Genomic DNA, 23,917 nt, shown 5'->3' with positions numbered 1-23,917 from the left:
AATGAATATTTTCAATTTACCTGATTTAGGCGAAGGTTTGCCTGATGCTGAAATTCACGAGTGGTTTGTCAAAGAAGGTGATACAGTTGAAGTCGATCAACCTTTAGTTTCAATGGAAACAGCAAAAGCAGTAGTGGATGTTCCCTGCCCCCAGGCTGGAAAAATTATCAAGCTATTCGGTAAACCCGGTGATGTCATAAAAACTGGCGAGCCATTAGTAGGCTTTGAGGCAACTGAAGCTGTACGCTCCGATAAAGGAACCGTAGTTGGTAATCTTGAAGAAAGCACTGACATCAGTGAGGATAATTTTACAATTGGTTCAAGCCACTCCGGTACACAACGCGCTAAAGCGACACCTGCTGTGCGGTTGTTAGCTAAAAAATTAGGCGTTGATTTAAAATCAATCAAAGGCACGGGTGAGCATGGTGTCATTACCCGAGACGATGTACAAAATGCAGCTAATAAACAAACACAACTCCCCGAGGGTTTCGAAGCCTTACGTGGAGTGCGTCGTGCGATGCTCAACAGTATGGTTCAGTCTCATCAGGAAGTTGTTCCTGTAAGTATTTTTGACGAAGCGGATATTCAATGTTGGCAACCTCAGACCGATATCACTGTCCGTCTCATCCGAGCTATTGTGGAGGCTTGTAAAAAAGAACCTGCCCTAAATGCCTGGTTTAATACAGAACATAGTGCGCGAAAATGTTTTACGGAAGTAAACCTTGGACTAGCAATGGATAGTACCGAGGGTTTGTTTGTTCCCGTAATTCACAATGCGGCCAAACGGAGTGATACGGAAATAAGGCAGTTGATCAATGACTATAAGACGGACGTTCAAAATCGTACCGTTGCAGCTGATAATTTAAAAGGCGCCACGATTACGTTGTCGAATTTCGGTAAATTTGCTGGTCGATTTGCAAGCCCTATTATTGTGCCACCTATGGTTGCCATTGTAGCTGTAGGTCGCTTGTATGAAGGGGCAGTTGTAAACCAGGATAGGATCGAAAAGCATCGCCTCTTGCCTTTGTCTTTAAGCTTTGACCATCGCGCTGTGACTGGAGGTGAAGCAACCAGATTCTTAGGAGCGGTGATAGAAGCGTTACAGAAGCCTTGAAACAGGATTTTTTTGTGTCATCTCCGCGTAAGCGGAGATCCATACGGTATTATGGATTTACGCCTACAGTGAAACGACAGAAAATCCACGCGGAAAATGACAAACGCGATTGCCGCTTTAAGTAGCAATCAGATTTCTAAGTGTTCTATCGTTATGCAGACACGGCGACTGAAATTTTTGAAACGGCTTCATCCAGGTTTTGAACATGCTGGAATCGCTTGGTTTCACCAAAAAATGAAGCATGACCTGCTAATAGTTTTGAGCTCATTAATTTCACGCCCAAGGCAATACCTACTGTGAATAATGCAGCGGCGATGTTGAGTAAAAAAGGCTTCCAAAAAGACCGATGTTTTGACATGACATCATCATAACTGTGTAAGCATTCGATAAAATCAGAATGAAACTTTTGAAAATCACTATAGCGTGCATTCTTATCATCTTTTTGCAGAATAAAAATATCAACCTTCCTCCCTAATTTGTCAGCTAAATTATGGGCTATATCTCCTTTTTCACCACCAATCTTACTACCATGTGTTTTAAGTACTTCTAATTGAGCATACAGATGCTTAACGGCTCGTTGAAAACTCGTTGAAGCACTGCTTAATTTTTCTAATGCTTGCCCATGTGTAGTGGATTGATAAGCGTATACTGGACCATCGAGTTCTTTGATCTTAACGATGAATCTATTGATTAAAGACTGCATCGTTAAACCTGGAAAATTCACGCGGTTTTCATAAATATAATTTAAAAGTGTTGTGCTATCACCTGTCTTAACATAATGATTCTGTCCTTTGTTGGTTAGTTCCTCTAGAAATTGCTTCCTAAGAAAAGCGTCTCGACTGGTCAGTGAATCCTTAACGAGGTATTTTTTAGCACGATTTGCAAGGTAGTCTTTTGCTTCCTTAGTAAATATCGCTACTAATTCCTTTCTATCAATTTGCGCCTTAGTATTCTCTAAAGCACTTTCGACATTTTTTAATTGAGCAACAAATCTCTCTTCTTTTTGTTGTATATCCTCTATCTGAATCCTTGTTGTATCGTATTCAGATTCTCGATATGACTTCAGAATCGTTTGTAATTTTTGTATATCAAGCTTGATCTTAGTAAAGTAGGATTTAATTTCATCCACCGATTTTTTCAATTCATCATATTTATCGATTTTGAATTTTTTGGGAAACTCTTCAGCTACCCGCCCCAACTCCTGTGCATAGGAATTTAAAAGTTCATCAATTTTTGTTAGACAATAAGTCTGCTTAATAGTACGAAGCTCTTCCAATACTTTTTTATGTTTAGCAATGTCATTATCGTTATTCGTTTTATCGTTTTCCTGAGTGCTTGCCGTCATGAGTGTTAAGAGCGATTCTATTGGTTCAAATGAAGAATCAATTAACTTTCTAATTACAACTAACTCTTCTAATGCCGCTACAAATAGAGAGTATTGATCTTGGCACCTAGCAGTAATTAGCGGTTCTACATTAATTCTTTGAATTTTTTCAGCAATTATTTGCTTTCTTAAAGTAATTATTCGTTGTGTAGCTGTAAGGTGCTGAGAACGAATGATCGCTACCGCCTGTCCATAATTCTCAGAATTTCCAGAACTTTCTACCAATAGATTTAATTCGACTGTCTCTCCAATAAGATCCTTTAATCCACTCTCGGCTTTCTCTAACTCTACAGTTTCAGAATTAATTAATTCACTTAACTGTTGATTCCGATCAAGTAACTCATTAATTTTTCCGAGAATTGAAACCTCGACTTCAAGTACATGAATTTCTGTTAACTTTTGTTGCTTTACTTCGATTTCCTTATTCAACCGGTCTCTTCTAGTGGCCAAACATTGATGTGTCTCCACGATTTCACTGAGTGGGACTTTGATGTCATCAAGTTTCCCTCTATTTTCTTTAATATTTTGTTGAATAATTTTTAAGCCTCTAATTTCCTCGCTGATATCTGTTTGTCGGGCTTGTATATGATTAAGAACAGATTCCAAGTCACCAACAAACAACGATCGTAGTTCATTTTCCGAATGAATAGTTAGCAATTTCATTAATGCAATAACCATTGAGGGAACGCTATAAATTTTTGCTAATTCTTTCAGTTCCACTGATTGAAGAATTTCATTAAGAGGGTCTTTTTTAAGGGAAGTAATTATTGAGTGTAGCCCAATCTTACTGCTTTCTTTTTTCATTGTTTCTAGTTTTTGATAAAGGACAACTAGAATTTTACTTTCTGTTTGCAGCTTTTCTATTTTAGCACGCAGCAGGTGTTCTTGTTGATTTAATATTTCCTCTTCACTAATAATTGAATCTAACCAATTCAATGTATCTTCAGGATCTGATTGCAATGTGGATTCAACAAATAAGTTATCAAATGTCTCTTCGCTATACGGCTTAAAGACAAGCACCGTTTCTTTGTACTTGTCTTTACAACTTAAAAAATTTGTAATATTTAAATGGTGTTGTCTTATGTCCTCTGATCCGTTGTTTAATCGGATTTGTTCTTCCAGCAGGGAATCCAGTTCTTTTTCAATTTGTTGTTTATCATGATACTTTTCATTAAGCTCTACCTGCTTTTCCCTGAGTAACTTCAAACGTTCACTATGATTTTCAGCAAACGCGGCCTGGTCTAAATAGCGTGATACTAATCGCAATTGTTTTTCAATTAATTTTTGGGTTTCAATAATGGAATGCTTAACCTGATTAAGTTTCTCATTATTATGGCTATAGATACCCGAAATTTTAATTTGCAAATCATGAGGGTAATTAAATGTCTTATTTATTTCGAATTGCAAACTATCAAGGGTTCTTTGTTTTTCTTCCAACTCCGTTGATAATTTCTGTAATGTTCGAAGCTGAGCCTTTAAATTAGCAACACTGTCTGTAGCCAATATTGTGGGCAACTGAACAGATGGGGCTTGCGTCAACAAATCCAATTGAGCCGAGAACCCAGCATTTCTTTCCTGATGAGCTCGAAGAACCAATGTTTCTTTTTTATCCTTGATCTGTACCAAATGAGTTTGAAGTAGCTGTTGTTGCTCTACTACATTTTTTGCAAGGAGCTGTTGCACGGGGAGTAATTGAAAACTTTTTTGGCCTTCAATAAGCACTTTATCCGAGAGCGGAGAACCAGCATAACTTGTGTCCAAATTTTGACTGGACGTAAGTTCTTCTAATAGTGTTGGATGATCTTTTAATAATTGATTAAAAGGTAAACTGTAATCCCTTCTGGCTAGTTCATTAAGAAGAATTCTTACCCTCGTTTCTTCAGTTTCAAGCTGGCTAATGGTTAACTCTAAATTATCCCCATCACCTGAGTTATTTTCCATCTCATGTTCATAGGGAAGAGTAGTTTCGTTTAAAATGGAGTTGACCTTCTCGCTTAATAAAGCACTTTCGTTTTGTAAGAAGGTGCAAATAAGCTTCATTTTGGCTCGCTCACTTTTAACGTGGAATGAATCCCCATAATGCTGAAAATATTTTACTAATTGTTCGGAGAGAAGCGAGGGTAGGTGATTAATATGCTGACTGTAGAGGCGCTCAAAATTTACTACCCCTGTTCCATTTCCAAAATTAAACACAAAATCACTCGTGTCACTCTTAACAGGAGAAATCGCTACAATCCCAGGTATAGAAAACTCAAGTGCTGCTGGATCAAGGAATGATAAAAAGTCTTCCAATTCGGCTGGTATTTCTTCACAAAATATAAAAATTTGCGTTAAAAGCTCGTACATAGCAGGATGGGCAACTTTTAACTCGATTATTTCGTCATCTTTTAAAAATTTTTTCCTAAACTGTTTAACAAATTCGTTTGCATCCATCCCTTTGTTGGTTATTGGATACTCATCGATGATAGTGTTAATTTCTGAAAGATAGGGTGCTATATCTTTGACGGGGATAATTTTATGGAGTCCTGCCAGGGTTTGCTGGACTTCTTGTTTAAGAAGGTTTTTAAAACTTTCGGCAAACAGGTTGGGCGGGCTATTTTTAGCGTTGTTGTAACAATTTTTAATAATTCCAGGGAGCTTCTCTTTTAGCATTTGGCGATAGATGACGTACCTTGTGGTATTTAAAGCCTTTGTGGCACTACCTAGATCTAAAGCGCCTGCTAAATGCCTAAGATCAAGAAATCCAGGCTTTTTGCCATTAGTGAATATTTGCCCAATACTCTCAAGTAGGCTAATCAGTTTGCTAATGGATTCAAATTGATTTTTGGTGAAGTCTGTTTCAACTGACCTGTTGGCAGCTTGGTGAGTTGTAGAAAGTTGATTGTTAAAGGCCCGAATACTCAGCTTCAATTTACTTAACAGCGTATACAAACTGCTTTCTTCAAACGATGTATATTGACCGTTTTTTACTCGTCGCCCCATGATACCTCTCAACAACCTAATTTGAGGCCTCAATTTTAGACTATCAAGCTTAAGCCAATATTAAGGTTAAAGCAGAGTGTTGAATTTATTGGCAGTGTCACAGACACTAGGCGATTTGATTTAATAATGCTGCCAGACGACAACCGGCTAAAGCGATGCGTTGCTCTGCTGTATTTTTTACCATTCGCTGATAAGCGTTTGAAGGCCTCTGTCCAGGACGAATTTGATAGGCTTTTTGCACCGCTAATTGATGAGACTCTTGTGCCCAAAGCATTGGATCAAGGTTCATTTGTTGCAAATGACACGGCCAATGCTTTTCTATATGGCGTGCGATTTTACTTAGCTGAGCTGCATTGTAATGTTTATTTGTATTTAACCAACCACCACCCTTATCCCAATAGGCATGTAAGTTTGTAGCAACGGGATTATCCTTTAGTGGAAAAAGATTTCCTCCCTTATCACCTTTAGGATGCGCGATACTAAACTGGCTAACGGCATGGAGAGGCTGATGAATATCGCCGATGATATGAAGCAAAATGCGCAAAGAAAAACCTTTTTCAAACACGGTGACTGAACTATCCTGCATCAATTGTTTAGCCAAAACAATGGCTGTCACTGCATTTATCTCGCAGGGTTCAATTAACTCTGTGCCATCAACTGAAAAAGGAATGTCGATATAGTGTCTTTGTCCCATCCATAAGTCATTTTGATAACGTAAGCTGTCCAACCATGCCGCAGCATTAACCAAACTCTGCGGTCTATAAACTTTGTCAAGTGCATGGTTGTAATGATTTAACAGCTGTTTTGCATGCGAATTAAGATGATGATAGGCAATTTGGGCCACCAGACGGTGACCCAGCGAATTCCAGCTATAACTATTACCCGCTATAGCAAAAATTAATAGTAAACTCCAAAAGATCCGTCTAATCATACATTATCCTAAGTAAGGCGACCAGGCTGGTTCTTGTACATCACCATCCCTTGCTGGAAGACGCATTTTAATGCGTCCATCAATGGATACAACCCCTAAAACGCCTTGCTCATTGTGGCGAGTCGCATATAAAATCAAGCGACCATTTGGTGATACAGAGGGTGATTCATCCATAGGGGCAAATGTTACCTGGGAAATATGTCCACTCGCATCCTGAACTGCAATGTTAAAGCTTTTGTCTTCCCGGTGCAGCATCACTATGTATTTTTGATCTGGTGTATAAGATGCCCTAGCATTGTAGTTGCCTTCATACGTGACTCGACTCACTTTGCCATCAGCTAAGGATAAACGATAAACTTGAGGCGCCCCACCTCTTCCTGAAGTAAAAAGCAATGAACGCCCATCTGGGGAATAACGTGGTTCGGTATCAATTGCCTCACCAAAGGTCAGTTGTTTCATATTACCCGTTGTTAAATCCACACTATAAATTTTGGCAGCGCCACTTTTTGATAATACGACTGCTAACTGTCGCCCATCCGCAGACCATGCAGGGGCACCATTAATTCCTGTAAAATCAGTGACCAGACGGCGGCGTCCTGTTGCTACATCCACCGTAAATATTTGGGCTTTTTTCTTTTCAAAGGATACATACGCAATTTGTCGACCATCAGGAGACCAGGCTGGTGACATAATAGGCTCTGTAGAAACCAACAAACTTTGTGGATTATAGCCATCCACGTCAGCCACTTCGAGAAAATACTTCGCTTTATCGCCATTACGTTGTACTAGGATATAAGCAATTCGAGTTGAAAATATACCTCGTTCGCCTGTTAATTTTTGATACACCTCATCGCTGATATGATGAGCTAGTGGCCGTAATTCATTACTGCTAATTTGATAATTTTTTGACAATAAAACGCGTCCCTGTGCTACTGCATCAAGCAATTCATAACTTATTTCATACCGATTGTAACCAGTACGCCGAACACTACCTGTTAAGACACTGTCAGCGCCAGCTTGACGCCAGCTAGTAACGGATGGCTGACCATTAAGCCCAGGCGAAGAAATAATTTTAAATTGACCTGAAAACTGCAAATCATTACTGACAATTCCAGAAAGTTGCTGTGCAAAGGAGTCAGAGCCGAATGAGTCAATACCTATAGGCAGGGCAGAGTTAATACCTTGCGTTAACTCTAAATCTACAGCACACACGGTGGTCGATAATAACAAAAACAGTGGTGTTATTAAACGTTTAATCAACACTTTTACCCCCTAACATTCTCTGGACGTACAGTTAAACTGATGTCACGAAATATATCAAAAGTTTCTGGATCGTTGGGCACAGGCAGCGGCGATGCTTTATAAATGGCTGTTTGTGCGGAACGATCTAAAATGGGATCGCCACTACTGCGAATTAAAGTAACTTCCAAAACTGCCCCATCCGGGGCTAATCGGATGCGAAATTGACTAGACAAACCTTGATTAACATTCTCAGGTAAAATCCAATGCCGACTAATTGCATTGACAATTAACGCTTTGTATTTATCCACTTCCCCTGCTATATGTGCCTGTTTGGCATTCTCAGCAGCCTGTTGAGCTGCCGCTTGTCGCTCTCTCTCAGCCTTGGCTTTTTCGGCTTGTGCTAAAGCTTCTTTTGCCTTTTGAGCCTTCTCCTTTTCGAGTCGAGCCAATTCTTTTGCTTTTTCAGCTTTCTCTTTTTCTATTTTATCTTTCTCGACCTTTAATTTTTCTTCAGCCTGTTTTTTCTTCAACTGTGCAAGTTTTTGAGCTTCTTCCTGTTGTTTTTTTTGCAACTGCTGTTGTTTTTCTTTTAATTCTGCAAGCCGTTTCGCTTCTTGTTCTTTCTGCAAAGCCAGTTGTTTTAATCGCTTTTGTTCTTCCTCAATCTGTTTTTTGCGTGCAATGGCAATTTTTTCAGCTTCTTCTTTAAGTCTTGCCAGGCGTTGTTGTTCTTGCAATCGTACTTTACGCGCCATTTCCGCTTGATGTTTTAAAGCTTGCTGTCTTGCTTGCTCTGCCTTTAATTGATTTGCACGCTCCTGTTTTAAACGATTAACAGTTTGCATGATTTCCTGATTATCGACACTAACGGCTTTAACAATTTCCTTAGGTTGGGTAGTCGATTCTACCGGCAAGGCCTTACTAGGTTCATTTTTGGCAGCCATTAATACAGGACGTTGGCTGGTAGACTCAACCAAAAGTAACAAGGCTAAAAAAACATGCAAACCTATCGCAATAAAAAATGATTTGCGATAACTTTCATCATTTATCATCCGAAACTCTCCTGTGGTATATCTGAAGAGTCTGTTAATAATCCGACTTGCTCTGCACCAGCTTGTTTCAATAGACTCATGGCCGCCACCACCTTACCATAATTAACACCCTGGTCCCCTTTCACTAAAACATTAATAAGTTGGTTATTTTGACGAGCCAATTCTAATTCCGCAGCCACACGAACCATTAATGCTTTTGGTTCAATCGGATTTTCAGGTGTACTACTGATATTTAAAAAATAATCGCCTTGTTGGTTGACAGAAACAATAATTGGCTCTCGTTCAGATGGTTTTAATGTTTGACTTGCTGCTTTTGGCAGATCAACGGTAACCCCTTGTGTTAGCATGGGTGCAGTAATCATAAAAATAACGAGTAATACCAGCATAACATCAATGTAAGGCACTACATTTATTTCAGCGATGGGATTGGAAGAGGAGCGCTTTTTTTTCAACATGACAATTATCCCCTTATCGGTGCTGCAGTCTGCTGCTCAATAAGTGAGACTAACTCTTCCTGAAATAAGTCATAACGATCGAGTAAATTATTAGCACGTGTTGAATAACGGTTAAAGGCAATGACCGCCGGAATTGCGGTAAAAAGGCCTAACGCGGTTGCAACCAATGCTTCAGAAATACCTGGGGCAACCATAGCAATGGTGGCTTGCTGTGCCTGACCCAATGCCTGGAAGGAAGTCATAATACCCCATACCGTACCAAATAGGCCAACATAAGGGGCAATAGACCCAACAGAAGCAAAAAAAGGAAGATGCTGCTCAAGTCTCGCTGCTTCTTTCGCGTGGTTTATTTGCATGGCTCGTTGGATAGATTCTATGACTACGCCACCTAATTTACGAGAACGCACATACTCTTTAAAGCCAGCATGAAAGATAGCAGCTAATCCTTGTCGAATATCAACATTGCTATCAATATCCGCATAGAGTTTGCTTAAATCACTACTTGCCCAAAAACGTCTGGTAAAAGCCTCACATTCTTCTTTTTTACGTTTGAAATACCACGCCCTTTGCAAAATAAGGGTCCACGATATTATTGATGCCGCAAGCAAAATCAGCATCACCGTCTTAACAACCAGACCGGCCTGCATAAAATAACCTAATACACTGGCATGGCTACCCACTTTGTCCTCCAACTAATTTTGTTTATCCAGGCATTCAATACATCACCACTCGTGGTGAACAGGCTAGAAGCCAGTTATACTGCATAATGACAACAATTTTAACAATTCAAATTTCAACTTCAAACAAATTTTCAGGTATCCGCTTAGGCTTCATTCGCCCATCGATGGAAACTATTTGAATTAAGCCATGACAAAGCTCTTTATTATCCTGGTTATAAATAATTTGATCAAATACTAAACTACAGGACGACTTCTCAGCAATTCTGGAAACGACAGTTAACAAATCATCCAGACGAGCAGGCGCTAAATAACGCAATTTTGCACTATGAATCGCAAAGTGACAATCGTAGGTTGCCAATTTGCTTAGAGAAAAACCATAGGCACGTATCATTTCAGTCCTTGCCCGTTCAAAAAAGTTTAAATAATTGGCATGGTAAACAATACCCATCATGTCTGTATCTGCAGCATATATTCTGATAGTGCAATGATGGTGACTGCTCATGACAATCTATTCCTGTTCGACCATAGGAATGCCAAAATGTTGATAAGCCAATTGCGAGGCTACCCGGCCCCGGGGAGTACGCATTAAAAATCCTTGCTGGATTAAATAAGGCTCCAGTACATCTTCTATTGTCCCTTTCTCCTCTCCAATTGCGGCCGCAATGCTATCAATACCCACAGGCCCGCCATCAAAGCGCTCAATCACTGCAAGTATTAATTTCCTGTCCATCAAATCAAAACCATGCTGGTCAACGTCCAGCATTTCCAAGGCGCGTTTAGCAATTTCAAGCGTAATAATACCGCTGCCTTTTACTTCAGCATAATCCCTAACACGACGCAAAAGTCGGTTTGCAATTCGAGGGGTTCCTCGCGAACGCATCGCAATTTCTATCGCACCCTCTTCATCCGTCTTTACTCCTAGTAATTTGGCTGAACGGGATACAATATGGCGCAAAGCATTGACGGAGTAAAATTCCAGACGCTGCACGATACCGAATCGATCCCTTAGCGGAGAAGTCAATAATCCTGCTCTTGTCGTCGCTCCAATGAGTGTAAATGGGGGTAATTCAAGTTTAATTGAGCGGGCAGCAGGCCCCTCTCCTATCATGATATCCAGTTTGTAGTCTTCCATGGCTGGATATAAAATTTCTTCGATAACAGGACTTAAACGATGTATTTCATCAATAAACAGAACATCATTTTCCTGAAGGTTGGTCAGAATTGCAGCGATATCTCCGGCTCGCTCAAGCACCGGTCCAGACGTTTGCCGTAGATTAACCCCCATTTCATGGGCAATAATATTTGCCAATGTGGTTTTACCTAAACCGGGAGGTCCAAAAATAAGCACATGATCCAACGCATCTCGTCGATTTTTGGCGGCATCAATAAAGATACGCATTTGCGAGCAGACAGCATCCTGGCCAATATATTCATCCAGACTTAAAGGTCGAATAGCACGATCCAGCACTTCTTCGGATACTGCTGAACTTGCACTTATCAAACGATCACTTTCAAGCATAAAAGTCGGGGTTTTATTATTATTAACGCATTCTAACACAGGTTTTTACGGTAATCTTCTTTTAACTGATTCGTACCATTATCCTGAGTAAAGCGACGAATCTTCTTTTAAAGATCGAAATTTATCTGCAGAAGTTCCTTCGCCTTGCTCCCAAAGACGTACGTCATGTCGAACGTAGTGAGACATTATAAGTCAGATCCCTCACTACGTTCGGGATGACGGTCATCTTTTTTGATGTTGCCACAGTGTGGTTGGATACTCAGGATGTCGTCGTTTTGTTTTATTTCGGTCAAAGTATGATTTTTCCCTGTGATTCATTTTAAACCTGAATACATTTCTCATATAATTTCAATTGTCTAATAGTAGCATCGTTGATTTGATCCGAGAAAATAATGACAAGCCGTCCTTTACCAGTAGTTTGCAGTTCCAGTAGAAAAAATAATTTAGTATGAATAATGATGCGAATTGTTTCATAAACAAGTGGCTCAGAACAGTTCCGCTTGTACAATAGCCACTGTTTATTCATGAAAGTTAACTGCAGCAACTGAGGATTAGGAGTAGGATTGGTGAGAATAGCAGCGACTTGAATCAGTAAAAGAAGACCTATCATCAATTTAATCACTATCGACCAATGGCAGTTAAACAACATTAGCAGAGTACAGCTATAAATTACTCCAGCTATACACAAGAAATGCCGGGATTTACCGAAATTGATCGTGCAATTTGATAAACTCAACAATTTCAACCAATTCCTTATCAATTGGACTTTCATAGCCCATTAACCAACTATAAAGTTCAGGATCAATACAGCCTAACAATTTATCAAATGCAGTAAGTTGTTTATCGGTCAGTGTATCTAAATAAGTATTAGCAAAACGAGTGAGAATTAAATCTAATTCGAGCATCCCTCGTCTACAGTGCCAAAGAAATTTTGCTTTTCTTGAACGAGTAATCATTGTATTACCGGATTGTCAAACAAGGCGATGTTACACTAAACTTCATCACTATCGCAATCAACTCGACTATAAAATGAATTTAGCCAATTACCCAATTAATCAACGTCCATATACTTATGATTACCCTCTGGAAAATAATTTTAAGCTAGAGCAATCGAAAAATCATTTATTTGAATTATCACATCTTGGAATTCTGCGATTGGAAGGGGAACGCGCGCAAGAGTTCTTACAGGGTCAATTAACCTGCGATTTACGCAAAGTAAACCCAACTACTATGCGCCAGGGTGCCCAATGCAATTTAAAAGGAAGGATTCTGAGCTTACCAGACGTTATTTATTGGCAACATTTTCAATTGGTTTTACCCAACGATATACTGCTGGAAACACAAACTTCGCTGCTTAAAACAGCGATGTTATCCAAAGTAACTATCGAACCAGATGACGCAATTCGAATCTATGGTTTCTATTTGTCAAACCCGAGCGATTTACTACCTGAGCATGCCCTTCTATCTTTAAAACCTCTGTCAGCATTAGGCACAGCCACATTCTATTGTTACTGTGTTTACCCAAACTATTACATCTTTATCCTCAGTAGTGAGTATGCAAATCGATTTATTGAGCCTTTTGTCAAAGCCAATCAATACCATGGTTCATTGCCATGGCATTATCAAATGCTTAAGCAAAAGCAGATCCAAATCTATCCCGAGACCAGAGGTTTATTTCTGCCACACCGCCTTGATTTACACCAGTCTGATTATTTAAGTTTTGACAAAGGCTGCTATAAAGGACAAGAAATTATTGCCCGAACTCATTATAGGGCAAAATTAAAACATGGCTTACGATTGTTTACTCTTGAATCTTCAGCGCCTTTGTTTGCAGGTAAACGATTATTGGATAGTCATGGACAAGTTGAGGTTGGAGAATTGGTTGATTTCTGCCCGCTTGGGAATAATCAGTTCCTCATTGCTGCGAGTGTTTTATTAGAACACCCGCAACAAATCCGTTTTGAAGAGCAACAAGAAGTTATTTCACTTACGAATTTTTAATCATTTCGACTGTTGCCTTCGCTTTTTTGCGCCGGGGCAACATAGTTAGCAAGACATTGTCTTTATCATAAAAATGATGCTTTAATGCGCCAACAATGTGAAGAACAATCAATCCAATCAAAACCCAGGCAATTATCCCATGTACCTCTTCCATAAAATGCGCTAATTGCTTATCTGGTTTAATCCATGGCAATGGCATCGAGAATAAACCAAAATAGGCTGGTATTCTTTCTCCCGCAACAGACATTATCCAGCCGCTTAAAGGCATAAGAATTAAAAAAAGATAAAAACTATATTGCACCAAGCGAGAAAATATTTTTTCCCATAAAGGCACTGACTCTGGTAACGGCAATTTTCCTTTGTGACTGACCCAAACTAAACGAAAAATCATGAGAAAAAGGATAGTAATACCTATTGATTTATGGACCATAAAAGCAGAGCCTATGTATTGCTCAGGTAAGTCTTCTAAAAAAAAGCCTGCACTCAGCATTAGAATTACTAACAGGGCGATAAGCCAATGGATAAATTTAAAACTTGGAGAGTATTCCTTAGCTGGTTCTAACATTCTAATTCCTTTATTAATTAAAGAGAGAGCATTTTACCTCTGCCAATCCTACAATCAAGTCCTTTAGACCACCGCAAGCTTGATCCGATGACACCTGTCATACGATTACAGGAATAATCTTGATGACGCTATCATTTCATCAGTGTCATTAAACCCAGCTCCTACTACTAAATTCCTACTCCTACTTACCGCGACTTGTTCGCGGTATCCAGGATTCGAAACCAGGACCAAAACCAGCACCTTTTGGATACTGCGGACAAGCCGCAGTATGTAGGATAGCGTTGAGATCTAAAGACTACTGCCAAAGAGAATATGCAAGATTAGGCAACCTCTTTGGTGGACATTTGCATTGTTGTTTGCGTTAAATCCAGCAACTCTCGAATAGCCACAAAGAACATCGTGTAGTTAAGAGTAGGACTAGAACGTAAGTCAGATAGAACATGACGCCATCTATCAATAAGGGCAAGATGGTTTTCCGACCAGGAAGCCAGACAATGCATAAAGTCTTTTTTTCTATCAGAAAGATTGATAATTCCTGCAGTTAATTGCCGCTGTTGCCAGTCCAAATCATCCCGCAAAGCTTCCCTGGATAAAGATTCCCAGTGATTTTCTGTAGGATGAGAAATGACCTGTGTACGAATCCAGGCCAGATTGAGAAACTCCCCAATGCCAAAATAGACTTCCGCAACTTTTGTAACACCAATTCCTGTATTATGACTTACTTCAATAACGTCTAAAGCAGAGAACAAGGCTCGGGTGAGGGTTAACTCATGCGCAAGTCCCTTTGGTATACCCAGCTCTATATAGTCATCAAAATGTTTATCGTATTGGGCGCGATTACTTTCACCAAGAATGTCTGGAAACGCATTTTTAAACTCTTTAACACCCGCACTATAATATTTTACAGCTTTACTGATATTTAAGCCCATACGTTGGCTTCTTAAGAACCAGCGAGTCACACGCCTGAGTAAACGCAAGTAAAGCATCATTAATTCATTTTGTTTTTCTGCCGTAATGGTGGTACCCAATGCAGCAATCTCATTCCAAATTGTTTCAAGATTAAGAACACTTCTTCCAATCATGTAAGCCCGCACAATCGCAGAAACAGGCGCACCGGTTTCATCTTGTAACCGATAAACAAAAGTAAAGCCCATTTCATTTACTATAAGATTACTTAATCTCGTTGCAATAATTTCACGCTTTAGAGGGTGATTTTGTATTTGCTTGCTAAAACGCTCTTGTAACGGCTTTGGAAAGCAATTAATTAATGTTTCCTTTAAATAAGCATCTTCCGGGACATTCGAGGCCAGAATTTGCTCTTTTAAAATAGTTTTTGTGTAACAAAGCAAGACTGAAATGCCAGGACGAGTCAAACCCCTACCCATTAGCTTACGCTCCATCAATACTTTTTCATTGGGTAGGAACTCAAGTTCTCTATCCAATTTGCCACTTCGTTCCAAATCGTTAATATAGCGACTATGAAGCTCTACCGACTGCGCAGACTGTGTGGCAGCAAGACTAATGGCGCGAGGTTGGGCAAAATTATCCCGTAATACTAATGCAGCGACTTCATCCGTCATTTCACTCAGTAATTCATTTCGCTGTTTCTCGGTCAAATCCCCTGTAGCAACAATACCATCAAGCAAAATTTTGATGTTCACTTCTTTGTCTGAGCAATTAACACCTGCTGAGTTATCAATAAAGTCAGTAAAGATAAGACCACCATTCAATGCATACTCTACTCGTGCCAATTGCGTTAAACCTAAGTTTCCACCCTCACCAACAACCTTGCAGCGCAACTGCTTAGCGTTAATTCGAATTGCATCATTTGTCCTGTCACCCACGTCACTGTGGCTTTCAGTTTGGGCCTTAACAAAAGTACCGATTCCAGCACTCCATAATAAATCAACTTTTGCTCTCAAGAGCACACGTATCAATTCATTAGGCTCGATAGATGCCTGTTTGATGCCAAAAGCTTCTTGCATTTCCTTACTAACGGTGATTGATTTAGCACTTCGATTAAAAACACCACCACCTTTAGAAAGGAGTTTTTTATCATAGTCAGCCCAGGTAGAACGAGGCAAGTTAAATAAACGTTCACGCTCTTTAAAACTTGCTTCAGGGCAGGGATCTGGATCAACAAAAATATGCATGTGGTTAAATGCACCCAACAATTTGATATGTCTGGATAGGAGCATTCCATTTCCAAAGACGTCCCCACCCATGTCACCAATACCAACTACTGTAAAATCACTGGTTTGGATATCACGATTCATTTCATAAAAATGACGTTTTACAGACTCCCAAGCTCCTCTTGCAGTAATCCCCATTTTCTTATGGTCATAGCCAACAGAACCACCTGACGCAAAAGCGTCCCCTAACCAGAACCCATATTCTAATGAAATTTCGTTAGCTATATCTGAAAATGTAGCGGTTCCTTTATCCGCAGCAACAACTAAATAAGGATCATCCTCATCATAACAGACCACATTAACAGGTTTGGCAATCATACCTTGACTATAATTATCAGTAATATCCAGTAGTCCACGGATAAAAAATTTGTAACATAGGATACCCTCTGCCAAAATTTCTTCACGTGACCCATTAACAGGTAATTGTTTGGGTACGAAACCTCCCTTTGCCCCACTAGGAACAATAACAGCATTTTTAACCTGTTGGGCTTTCATGAGACCCAGGATTTCTGTGCGGAAATCTTCCCTACGATCAGACCAGCGCAATCCTCCTCGCGCAACCCGCCCCCCGCGCAAATGAACCCCCTCGAATTTCGGCGAGTAAACAAAGATTTCAAACATTGGATAAGGCTTCGGTACCCCTGGAATTTCTTTGCTATTTAATTTAACAGAAATATAACTTTTGAAGTTTCCTTTTTTATCGATTTGATAATAATTAGTTCTAAGTGTTGATTGGATTGTTTGTATATATTGTCTAATGATTTTATCTTCATCAAGATTAGCTACATCATCGAGGGCCACAAAAATTTCATTGGTTATTCTGGTGCATTCTTCTTCACGATTGCCTTCAAGCGAAGGGTTAAAGCGTGTCTCAAACAATTCAACCAATTTTTTAGCAATCAGGGCGTTATTATTAAGTGCTGACTCAATATATTCCTGGCTAAAGGTCGATCCAATCTGTTTAAAGTATCTAGCGTAGGTTCGCAAAACTGCGACCTGGCGCCAATCCAGTTCCGCTCCGAGAATTAATTGATTAAACCCATCATTTTCTGCCTCACCAAACCACACACTAGCAAATGCATTTTGAAAGAGGTCTTTAATATCATCAATTTCAAACTGCGTTCCTCGCGTATACTGTAACGCAAAATCATTAATCCAGGTTTCTTTACCATCTTCAAATTTTAGTTGATAAGGACGCTCACTAATTGCCCTCATGCCTAAACGCTCAACAATAGGCAACACATCAGACAGGGGAATGGTATTGTCATGCTGATAAATTTTTAAACGAAAACTTTCCGTTTTTTCATCCATTAATTTATAAAAATTCATCACTAAAGGATGTGTTGACGATAAGGCTTCTATATGCTTGATATCATAAACAGCCGTTCTCGGTGAAAAATTCGCAGAGTAGGCCACGGGAAATGCATTTTTGTAGCGGCTGTATAATCTATTCGCACTTTCTTCACCAAAAGTCTCGAAAAGAAAATGCTGCATATCATCAGTCCATGTGCGCCCTACTTCAATCAAACGTTGTTCGATCTCTTTAAAGTCCCATTGCGTAGTATCTTGGGGATTCGTACGTATCATAAAATGAATACGTGCTAGAACCGACTCTGAAAACCAGGTTGAAAACGTAATTTCATGAGAGTTAAAACTTTCAGAAAGGATTTTTTGCATCTCTTGCCGCAATTCAGTATTAAAACGTTCTTTTGGGACGTATACAAGACAGGAAACAAAGCGGCGATAGACATCAACGCGAGCAAACATACGGATACGACGGCGCTCTTGCATATAGTAAATGCCCATTGCAATTTCTAATAACTCATCCTCTGAACCTTGAATTAAGTCGTCGCGTGGCAAAGTTTCTAATATATTCAAAAGAACTTTACCGGCATGCCCGCGGGGATTGAGGTTTGAGTTTTGCATAATTAACGCCACTTTATGGCGCAAAAATGGAATATGTTTCGGGTTGGTATTATAAGCTGCCGAGGTGTACAAACCGATAATACGACGCTCGCCGATGACCTGTCCCTTTTTATTAAACCGTTTGATACCAATATAATCGGTATAAGCGCGGCGGTGTACAGTGGCTTCTGTATTGGTTTTAGACATTACCAGGATGCGGGATGATAAGGTATGTTCTCTGGCTTCCGGGGTCATTGCAGAAATACTGCGTGCACTTGATTTACTCATACTTTGACGGAGCACCCCTAGCCCTGTCTCTGGCAAAGGCTGTAGGATGGTCTCCTGACCCTTTTGTACCAGCTCATAATCCCTAACACCCAAGAAGGTAAAGTGGTGATCTTCTATCCAGTTTAAAAACGCTTTCGTTTCTTCTACTTCTGCGGGATCAAGGACTGAGGAAACCTGATCAAGCTCTGCAATAGCCTCACGGACCTTCTTACGCATCGGAATCCAATCTTTTACCACAACACGGTTATCTTCTAATACGCGCTCAAAATTATTATGTAAATCTTCAAGAATCGAGGGATCTGTTTGCCGATCAATTTCTATAAAAATAGCGGCCTCTGTGGACACTCCATCCCCATCAGTCTCCCCTTCTTTTTTACGGGAATATATCGCTGTAACCTGGTTATTTTTATTTCTTTGTAATCGCAAACCACCCATGTGCATAATTAGATGCGAAACTAAACCGAGGCGATTAATTACCATTCTTAATGAATCGACTAAAAAGGGCATGTCTTCTGTAATAATTTCGACTACAGTGTGGGTTGTTTGCCAGCCATGGCGTTCAAAATCAGGGTTATAGATTCGAATTTTTGTTTCATCAGGCTCGCGTTGCTGAATAAGAGACCAGAAATTAACTGCAGCACCGTATAAATCTTCAACATCCCATTCCCGTAAATCTTCAAGTGCTACCGTACCATAAAATTGGCGAACAAACTCAGTACAAAATGAAGCTTGTACACCTTCCATTTTTTCTTTTAACCGAGTAACCACCGCATCAATGATTAAATCTTTACCCTCTTCGAATTTATAAGACATTCATTTCACCTCATTTAGGCATGAAAAAATAAAAATTGTCGCGAATTATATACCTCTACGCGACAACTTACAGCCAGTATTTAATATATTTAATCAAATTAGCATTTTTTTGGTTTCTTTTGCGATCTTAAGTTAGTTAACCGCAACCGCTTTTGTATTTACAAACTCCAAAATACCCTCTTTAGAGAGTTCACGACCGAATCCAGAACGCTTTATACCCCCAAAAGGAACCCTGGGATCCGATGCAACAAGCGCGTTTACAAAGCAGGCTCCGGCTTCTATCTCATATTGGGCAATATGTTCACCACGCGCTAAATCTTTGGTAAAAACAGCAGCCCCCAACCCATAAGAGGTATCATTGGCCATTTGTATAGCCTCAGCCTCGTCTTTAACTTTTGTAACGGCTAAAACCGGTCCAAATAATTCTTCATCAAAAGCGGGCATGCCTTTTTTCACATTCAACAATAAAGTAGGTGGGTAGTAAAACCCTTTACGCTTTGGTATTTCCCCGCCCTCTATTAACTTCGCACCTGATTTTACGCTTTTGACCACTTGCTCATGAAGAGATTGACGCAAATCGTCACGCGCCATTGGGCCCATATTCGTTTTTTCATCTAGCGGATCCCCCATTTGGTAATTCGCCATTAAAGCCTTGATTTTTTCTACCAATTTATCATGAATGGGTTCCACCGCCAGGATACGCTTGGCTGCGATGCAAACCTGGCCACTATTATTCAAACGTGAAGTAACAATGGCTTTAGCTGCTAAATCAAGATCGGCATCATGCAAGACTAGATAAGGATCACTACCCCCCAGTTCCAATACTGCTTTTTTTAAATGCTCGGCCGCATTGGAAGCCACTGCAGCGCCGGCCTTTTCACTTCCTGTTAGAGTCACTGCCACAATTTTATTATTGGCAATCACTTTGGCAGCTAAATCATTATCTAAAACAAAATGCTGAAATAAGTGCTTTGGAAAACCAGCCTCTTCAAACAATGCAGCAATTTTGTTTCCTGTACCAGTGGAAATAGGGGCATGCTTTAGAATTGCAGCATTCCCAGCCATGAGTGCAGGCACTGCAAAACGAAAGACCTGCCAGAAAGGAAAATTCCAGGGCATAATTGCAAAAACGATACCTAAAGGTTGGTAGCATACCTTCGTTTTCTTCATTTCAGTTTGTATAGAGCGTGGTTGCAGATAGTGCTCAGCATTTTCAGCATAGTGCTCACAAACCCAGGCACATTTTTCAATTTCCGCTTTACCGGATGTAATGGGTTTACCCATCTCTTTTGCGATTAATAGGGCAAGCTCCTCTTTTTTATCCCTTAAGAGTTTTGCCAGATTCAACATGAGCTGTTTACGTTGGGAAAAAGGTGTTTTTTTCCACACTTTAAAACTAACCTGAGCCGCGTCAATACAGGCTTCTATCTGTTCTTCAGTAAGAAGGTGATATTCATTCAATACCTCTTCCGTGGCTGGATTAACAGTTTGAATTATCATGTTATTACCTCCGAGTATTTTTCTTCAGTGTAGCTTATGATAGGCGCTACGCAAACTCTTCATAGGAGTTTATATTTAAATCAAAAAGTTCAACAGATGATAATTCTAACGCTTGATATTTATAAAATTAAAGAATTACTCATTTAGTTTCTTGCACACCACTTTTGATTGTTGCTACTATTTTGCTAATTTTGGGTATTGGCTATTTGTATTGACTACTCAATTAAAAACAAATAAAAAGCAGTACGAACGAGTAATTACATAATTAGGATAAACAATGACAAATAAAAAACTAGGCTACCACCCCGCTCATTATTTGGTTGCCTGGGCTGTGCATGCTTTCACAGCAAGTGCTGCCTGTTTTGGTGTACTTACTCTTGTCAAAATTTATCAACATGATTACATACAGGCATTATGGTTTATGGCCATTACAGTCGTCATCGATGCAGTTGACGGCACATTAGCAAGATTGGTTCGTGTCAAATCTGTACTCCCTAATATAGACGGAACTTTGCTTGACAATATTGTAGATTATTTAAATTACGTCATTACACCTTGCTTTTTCCTTTACGTAAAACCTGACATGTTACCGGCCAACTACTTATTAATCCTTATTATAGCGATTACAATTACCTCGTCTTATCAATTTTGTCAGAGTGATGCCAAAACACCGGATCATTTCTTTAAAGGCTTTCCCTGTTACTGGAATATTGCTGTTTTTTATATGTTCATTTTTGACACTTCAATGTATACCAATGCGTGGATATTAGCGATTTTGTGCGTACTTATTTTCGTACCCATTAAATACGTTTATCCATCTCGCCTTGATTATTTGACTAAATACCGTTACTTAAAAATTGTAATGCATACCTTTTCATTAATTTATGGACTTAGCTCTGCTCTAGTGTTATGGAATTATCCACATATTGATTATATGTGGTTATTCTTGTCAGTGAGCTATGTGGTGATGTATTTAGTCCTTAGTGTGTACCGAACATACTCACCAATGATTCAAACCAAAGTCGCAGTTAATGGTGAATGATATCGGGGCCTACGCATGAATTAACTCGAAGCCTTATTCACGTGCTTAAGAAATGTTGTAACATTACTGGATTCTGTAAATATCTGGAATGTAGAAACCAGATACTTCCTGCGTAGACCAGTAAATAATACAAAGTTGATTCACTTTTAATGCAGTTATCATTAAAATACCGCTTCCAAAATTTTTACGAGGTTTTTCATGTCATTTTGTAGAGCAATGATGCCAGCAATAATGGTTATTATGTATCTGGGCAAAGCATTCGGAGCGGTTTCTGCGCCCACTCAATTTCCTCATGGTTGCGAAGTTAGAGGATTCGGCTTTAGCGACACCCAGCTCATTCTCAATGAAACAGGTGAACAATCTTTTTATTTAATTCAAAATCGCAGCAGTAAGCCCATTGAGTTGCAGCGAATTGAAACCCGTGAGGTGTTTATGAGCCCTTCATTAAACGCAAAACTGGATCCTCTAAATTGGGCAGCTTTTGCTTCCGATGTTGAAAATTTACATTTTCAATGTTTTATTAAAGAAGAAGAAACCATTAGGACATTGGATTGTCGTGACGTTTTAGATGTTTGCCAATATCCACGTGTCAAGTTTGCATTAAGTAATATGGGAAATTATTGGGTATCTACCAATAAATCGCAAAATGAAGTTATTACTGATGCAACAAAAAAAGGAATTTATTTACGTTGGTGATTAGGTGAAAACAACAATACAGGATCAACTATTTCTTCTAGTAGGTATAATTGGCTCGTTCATATTGCTTTTAGGGCTAGCCAACACCTCTGCCGGGAAATATTATGTTATCGGATCAACTTTACTTCTTCTTACCTCCATTCATTTCAAGTTAATTTATTTTATCGCACTTGAAATGATTCTTATGGCGGGTCATGGTGCCATTCTTTTAGGAATTGGCACCACCCTTCAGTTGGCGCTGCCTGTTCTTCTTTGTATTCAATTGCTAGCCTTCTATTTTATGAGTGGGCAATTGAATAATATTTTTCTCTTGATAGGAATCACAGGCATTGCAGTGCTCTCCGTAGGGTTTTCATACGAGAACCAATGGATATTTTTCATAGGCAGCTTTTCTATAGCCATTTATGCCTTTTATACAGCCTACAAAGGTAAAACGATTACTTTATTATGGGCTATTCTTAACTCTCTTTTTGCTTTAATTGCTATTTGTAAATTATTTTTTTCACAAGGATAAAAAAATTTATGGCTAAAACTCCTTCAAACATGATTCCTTTAGGTACCCCTGCAAAGCAATTCTCATTAGTGAATACGGTTAATAACACCCTCGTAAATTTCAATGAGAGTTGGGATAGCAAGGCTACTGTTATTATGTTTATTTGCAATCATTGTCCTTATGTAAAACATATTAACCATGAGTTGACAAAACTGGCACAGGACTATATGCCAAAAGGCGTCAGTTTTTTGGCGATTAATTCCAATGACGTGACGGCCTATCCTGATGACTCTCCTGAAAATATGAAAAAAACCGCGCTTGAACAAAACTATCCCTTCCCTTATCTTTTTGATGAAACCCAGGAAGTTGCCAAGGCTTATCAGGCCGCCTGTACCCCTGATTTTTATATTTATGATTCTAACCTTTCTTTGGTTTATAGAGGTCAACTTGATGATTCTCGCCCAGGAAACAACATTGAAGTTACAGGGAAGCATTTGCGACAAGCATTAGATAGCCTATTAGCTAACGAGCCAATAACTATTGAACAAAAGCCTAGCTTAGGATGCAATATCAAGTGGAAAAATTAATTAACTATAAATTATCATTTTATGTCCCGGAAACTCACCTTGAAGAAGTCAAACAGGCAGTTTTTGCCGCTGGCGCAGGCAGACAGGGTGATTATGAGCATTGCTGTTGGCAATGTTTAGGACAAGGACAATTCAAACCGCTTCCTGGCGCAAACCCAATGATTGGGACAGTGGACGCACTTACTTTTGTCCCTGAATACAAAGTAGAAATTTTATGCACGGCAGATTGTATTGAATCAGTCGTGCAGGCTTTGAAATCGAGTCATCCTTATGAAGAACCCGCATACGAAGTTGTACGCTTAGAGCGTTATTAGTTTTTAGTAATTATGTAAATGAATACCCTAACCGGGCTAATTGTTCGAGGCGATATAATCAAGACGATATAATCAAGACGATATTAAAGGCCACTTACCGGACCTGGAAAACGAATTCATCGATTGCTTCTTTGAGTTATATAACCAAATCAAACAGGTTGA

General features: G+C 39.4%; 20 protein-coding genes. 7 read left to right on the top strand and 13 right to left on the bottom strand.

Annotation, left to right across the window (positions count from 1 at the left end):
- Position 1: 1 nt before the first annotated feature.
- On the top strand, positions 2-1,114 hold the full coding sequence (locus Ljam_RS11840) for a dihydrolipoamide acetyltransferase family protein (protein ID WP_058450218.1): 1,113 nt from the start codon (positions 2-4) through the stop codon (positions 1,112-1,114).
- A 151-nt stretch (positions 1,115-1,265) separates the two neighbouring features.
- On the opposite strand, the gene Ljam_RS11835 is transcribed toward Ljam_RS11840, so the two are convergent.
- The 10 genes from Ljam_RS11835 to Ljam_RS11790 form a co-directional block, all read right to left on the bottom strand.
- Positions 1,266-5,480: a coiled-coil domain-containing protein gene (locus Ljam_RS11835; protein ID WP_058450217.1), complete on the bottom strand. Its 4,215-nt coding sequence runs from the start codon at positions 5,478-5,480 to the stop codon at positions 1,266-1,268.
- 106 nt (positions 5,481-5,586) lie between these two features.
- Positions 5,587-6,411, bottom strand: coding sequence for a S1/P1 nuclease (locus tag Ljam_RS11830; protein WP_058450216.1), 825 nt, complete (start codon positions 6,409-6,411; stop codon positions 5,587-5,589).
- A gap of 3 nt (positions 6,412-6,414) precedes the next feature.
- A complete protein-coding gene (gene tolB, locus Ljam_RS11825) occupies positions 6,415-7,671 on the bottom strand; it encodes a Tol-Pal system beta propeller repeat protein TolB (RefSeq protein WP_058450814.1) in 1,257 nt (418 codons plus the stop codon).
- A gap of 5 nt (positions 7,672-7,676) precedes the next feature.
- On the bottom strand, positions 7,677-8,705 hold the full coding sequence (tolA, locus tag Ljam_RS11820) for a cell envelope integrity protein TolA (RefSeq protein WP_058450215.1): 1,029 nt from the start codon (positions 8,703-8,705) through the stop codon (positions 7,677-7,679).
- A complete protein-coding gene (gene tolR / locus Ljam_RS11815) occupies positions 8,702-9,160 on the bottom strand; it encodes a protein TolR (RefSeq protein ID WP_058450214.1) in 459 nt (152 codons plus the stop codon). Before tolR ends, tolA begins: the two co-directional genes overlap by 4 nt.
- A gap of 5 nt (positions 9,161-9,165) precedes the next feature.
- Positions 9,166-9,840, bottom strand: a complete 675-nt coding sequence (gene tolQ, locus Ljam_RS11810) for a protein TolQ (RefSeq protein WP_058450213.1) — start codon at positions 9,838-9,840, stop codon at positions 9,166-9,168.
- A 106-nt stretch (positions 9,841-9,946) separates the two neighbouring features.
- On the bottom strand, positions 9,947-10,342 hold the full coding sequence (locus tag Ljam_RS11805; protein ID WP_058450212.1) for a YbgC/FadM family acyl-CoA thioesterase: 396 nt from the start codon (positions 10,340-10,342) through the stop codon (positions 9,947-9,949).
- A gap of 6 nt (positions 10,343-10,348) precedes the next feature.
- Positions 10,349-11,359: a Holliday junction branch migration DNA helicase RuvB gene (gene ruvB, locus Ljam_RS11800; RefSeq protein WP_058450211.1), complete on the bottom strand. Its 1,011-nt coding sequence runs from the start codon at positions 11,357-11,359 to the stop codon at positions 10,349-10,351.
- Positions 11,360-11,678: 319 nt separating this feature from the next.
- Positions 11,679-11,969: a hypothetical protein gene (locus tag Ljam_RS11795; RefSeq protein WP_131762507.1), complete on the bottom strand. Its 291-nt coding sequence runs from the start codon at positions 11,967-11,969 to the stop codon at positions 11,679-11,681.
- 91 nt (positions 11,970-12,060) lie between these two features.
- The gene (locus tag Ljam_RS11790) at positions 12,061-12,315 is read right to left on the bottom strand and encodes an FAD assembly factor SdhE (RefSeq protein WP_058450209.1); all 255 of its coding nucleotides are present in this window, start codon (positions 12,313-12,315) and stop codon (positions 12,061-12,063) included.
- 73 nt (positions 12,316-12,388) lie between these two features.
- On the opposite strand from Ljam_RS11790, the gene ygfZ reads away from it, so the two are divergent.
- Positions 12,389-13,360 (top strand): CAF17-like 4Fe-4S cluster assembly/insertion protein YgfZ, encoded by a 972-nt coding sequence (gene ygfZ / locus Ljam_RS11785; protein WP_058450208.1) that lies wholly within the window; start codon positions 12,389-12,391, stop codon positions 13,358-13,360.
- Here ygfZ and Ljam_RS11780 read toward each other — a convergent pair.
- The 3 genes from Ljam_RS11780 to Ljam_RS11770 all read right to left on the bottom strand — a co-directional run bounded on the left by Ljam_RS11780 (position 13,347) and on the right by Ljam_RS11770 (position 20,623).
- Positions 13,347-13,925 (bottom strand): cytochrome b, encoded by a 579-nt coding sequence (locus Ljam_RS11780; RefSeq protein ID WP_058450207.1) that lies wholly within the window; start codon positions 13,923-13,925, stop codon positions 13,347-13,349. The two genes, ygfZ and Ljam_RS11780, sit on opposite strands and share 14 nt — an antisense overlap.
- A gap of 320 nt (positions 13,926-14,245) precedes the next feature.
- On the bottom strand, positions 14,246-19,123 hold the full coding sequence (locus tag Ljam_RS11775) for an NAD-glutamate dehydrogenase (protein WP_058450206.1): 4,878 nt from the start codon (positions 19,121-19,123) through the stop codon (positions 14,246-14,248).
- A gap of 132 nt (positions 19,124-19,255) precedes the next feature.
- Positions 19,256-20,623, bottom strand: a complete 1,368-nt coding sequence (locus Ljam_RS11770; protein WP_058450205.1) for an NAD-dependent succinate-semialdehyde dehydrogenase — start codon at positions 20,621-20,623, stop codon at positions 19,256-19,258.
- A gap of 277 nt (positions 20,624-20,900) precedes the next feature.
- Here Ljam_RS11770 and pcsA point away from each other — a divergent pair, with 277 nt between their 5' ends.
- The 5 genes from pcsA to Ljam_RS11745 all read left to right on the top strand — a co-directional run bounded on the left by pcsA (position 20,901) and on the right by Ljam_RS11745 (position 23,755).
- On the top strand, positions 20,901-21,665 hold the full coding sequence (gene pcsA / locus Ljam_RS11765; protein WP_058450204.1) for a phosphatidylcholine synthase: 765 nt from the start codon (positions 20,901-20,903) through the stop codon (positions 21,663-21,665).
- 198 nt (positions 21,666-21,863) lie between these two features.
- Positions 21,864-22,361 carry a hypothetical protein gene (locus tag Ljam_RS11760; RefSeq protein WP_058450203.1) on the top strand — a complete coding sequence of 166 codons (498 nt, stop codon included), beginning with the start codon at positions 21,864-21,866 and terminating at the stop codon, positions 22,359-22,361.
- Positions 22,362-22,365: 4 nt separating this feature from the next.
- Positions 22,366-22,875, top strand: a complete 510-nt coding sequence (locus tag Ljam_RS11755) for a hypothetical protein (RefSeq protein WP_058450202.1) — start codon at positions 22,366-22,368, stop codon at positions 22,873-22,875.
- Positions 22,876-22,883: 8 nt separating this feature from the next.
- Entirely contained in the window at positions 22,884-23,441 is a 558-nt protein-coding gene (locus tag Ljam_RS11750) for a thioredoxin family protein (protein ID WP_058450201.1), read from the top strand.
- Positions 23,429-23,755, top strand: a complete 327-nt coding sequence (locus tag Ljam_RS11745) for a YqfO family protein (protein WP_238583723.1) — start codon at positions 23,429-23,431, stop codon at positions 23,753-23,755. The genes Ljam_RS11750 and Ljam_RS11745 overlap by 13 nt, the downstream gene beginning before the upstream one ends.
- Positions 23,756-23,917 lie beyond the last annotated feature (162 nt).

It is taken from the genome of Legionella jamestowniensis (genome assembly GCF_001467745.1).
Lineage (GTDB): Bacteria > Pseudomonadota > Gammaproteobacteria > Legionellales > Legionellaceae > Tatlockia > Tatlockia jamestowniensis.
This window is presented reverse-complemented; position numbering and strand designations above follow the sequence as displayed.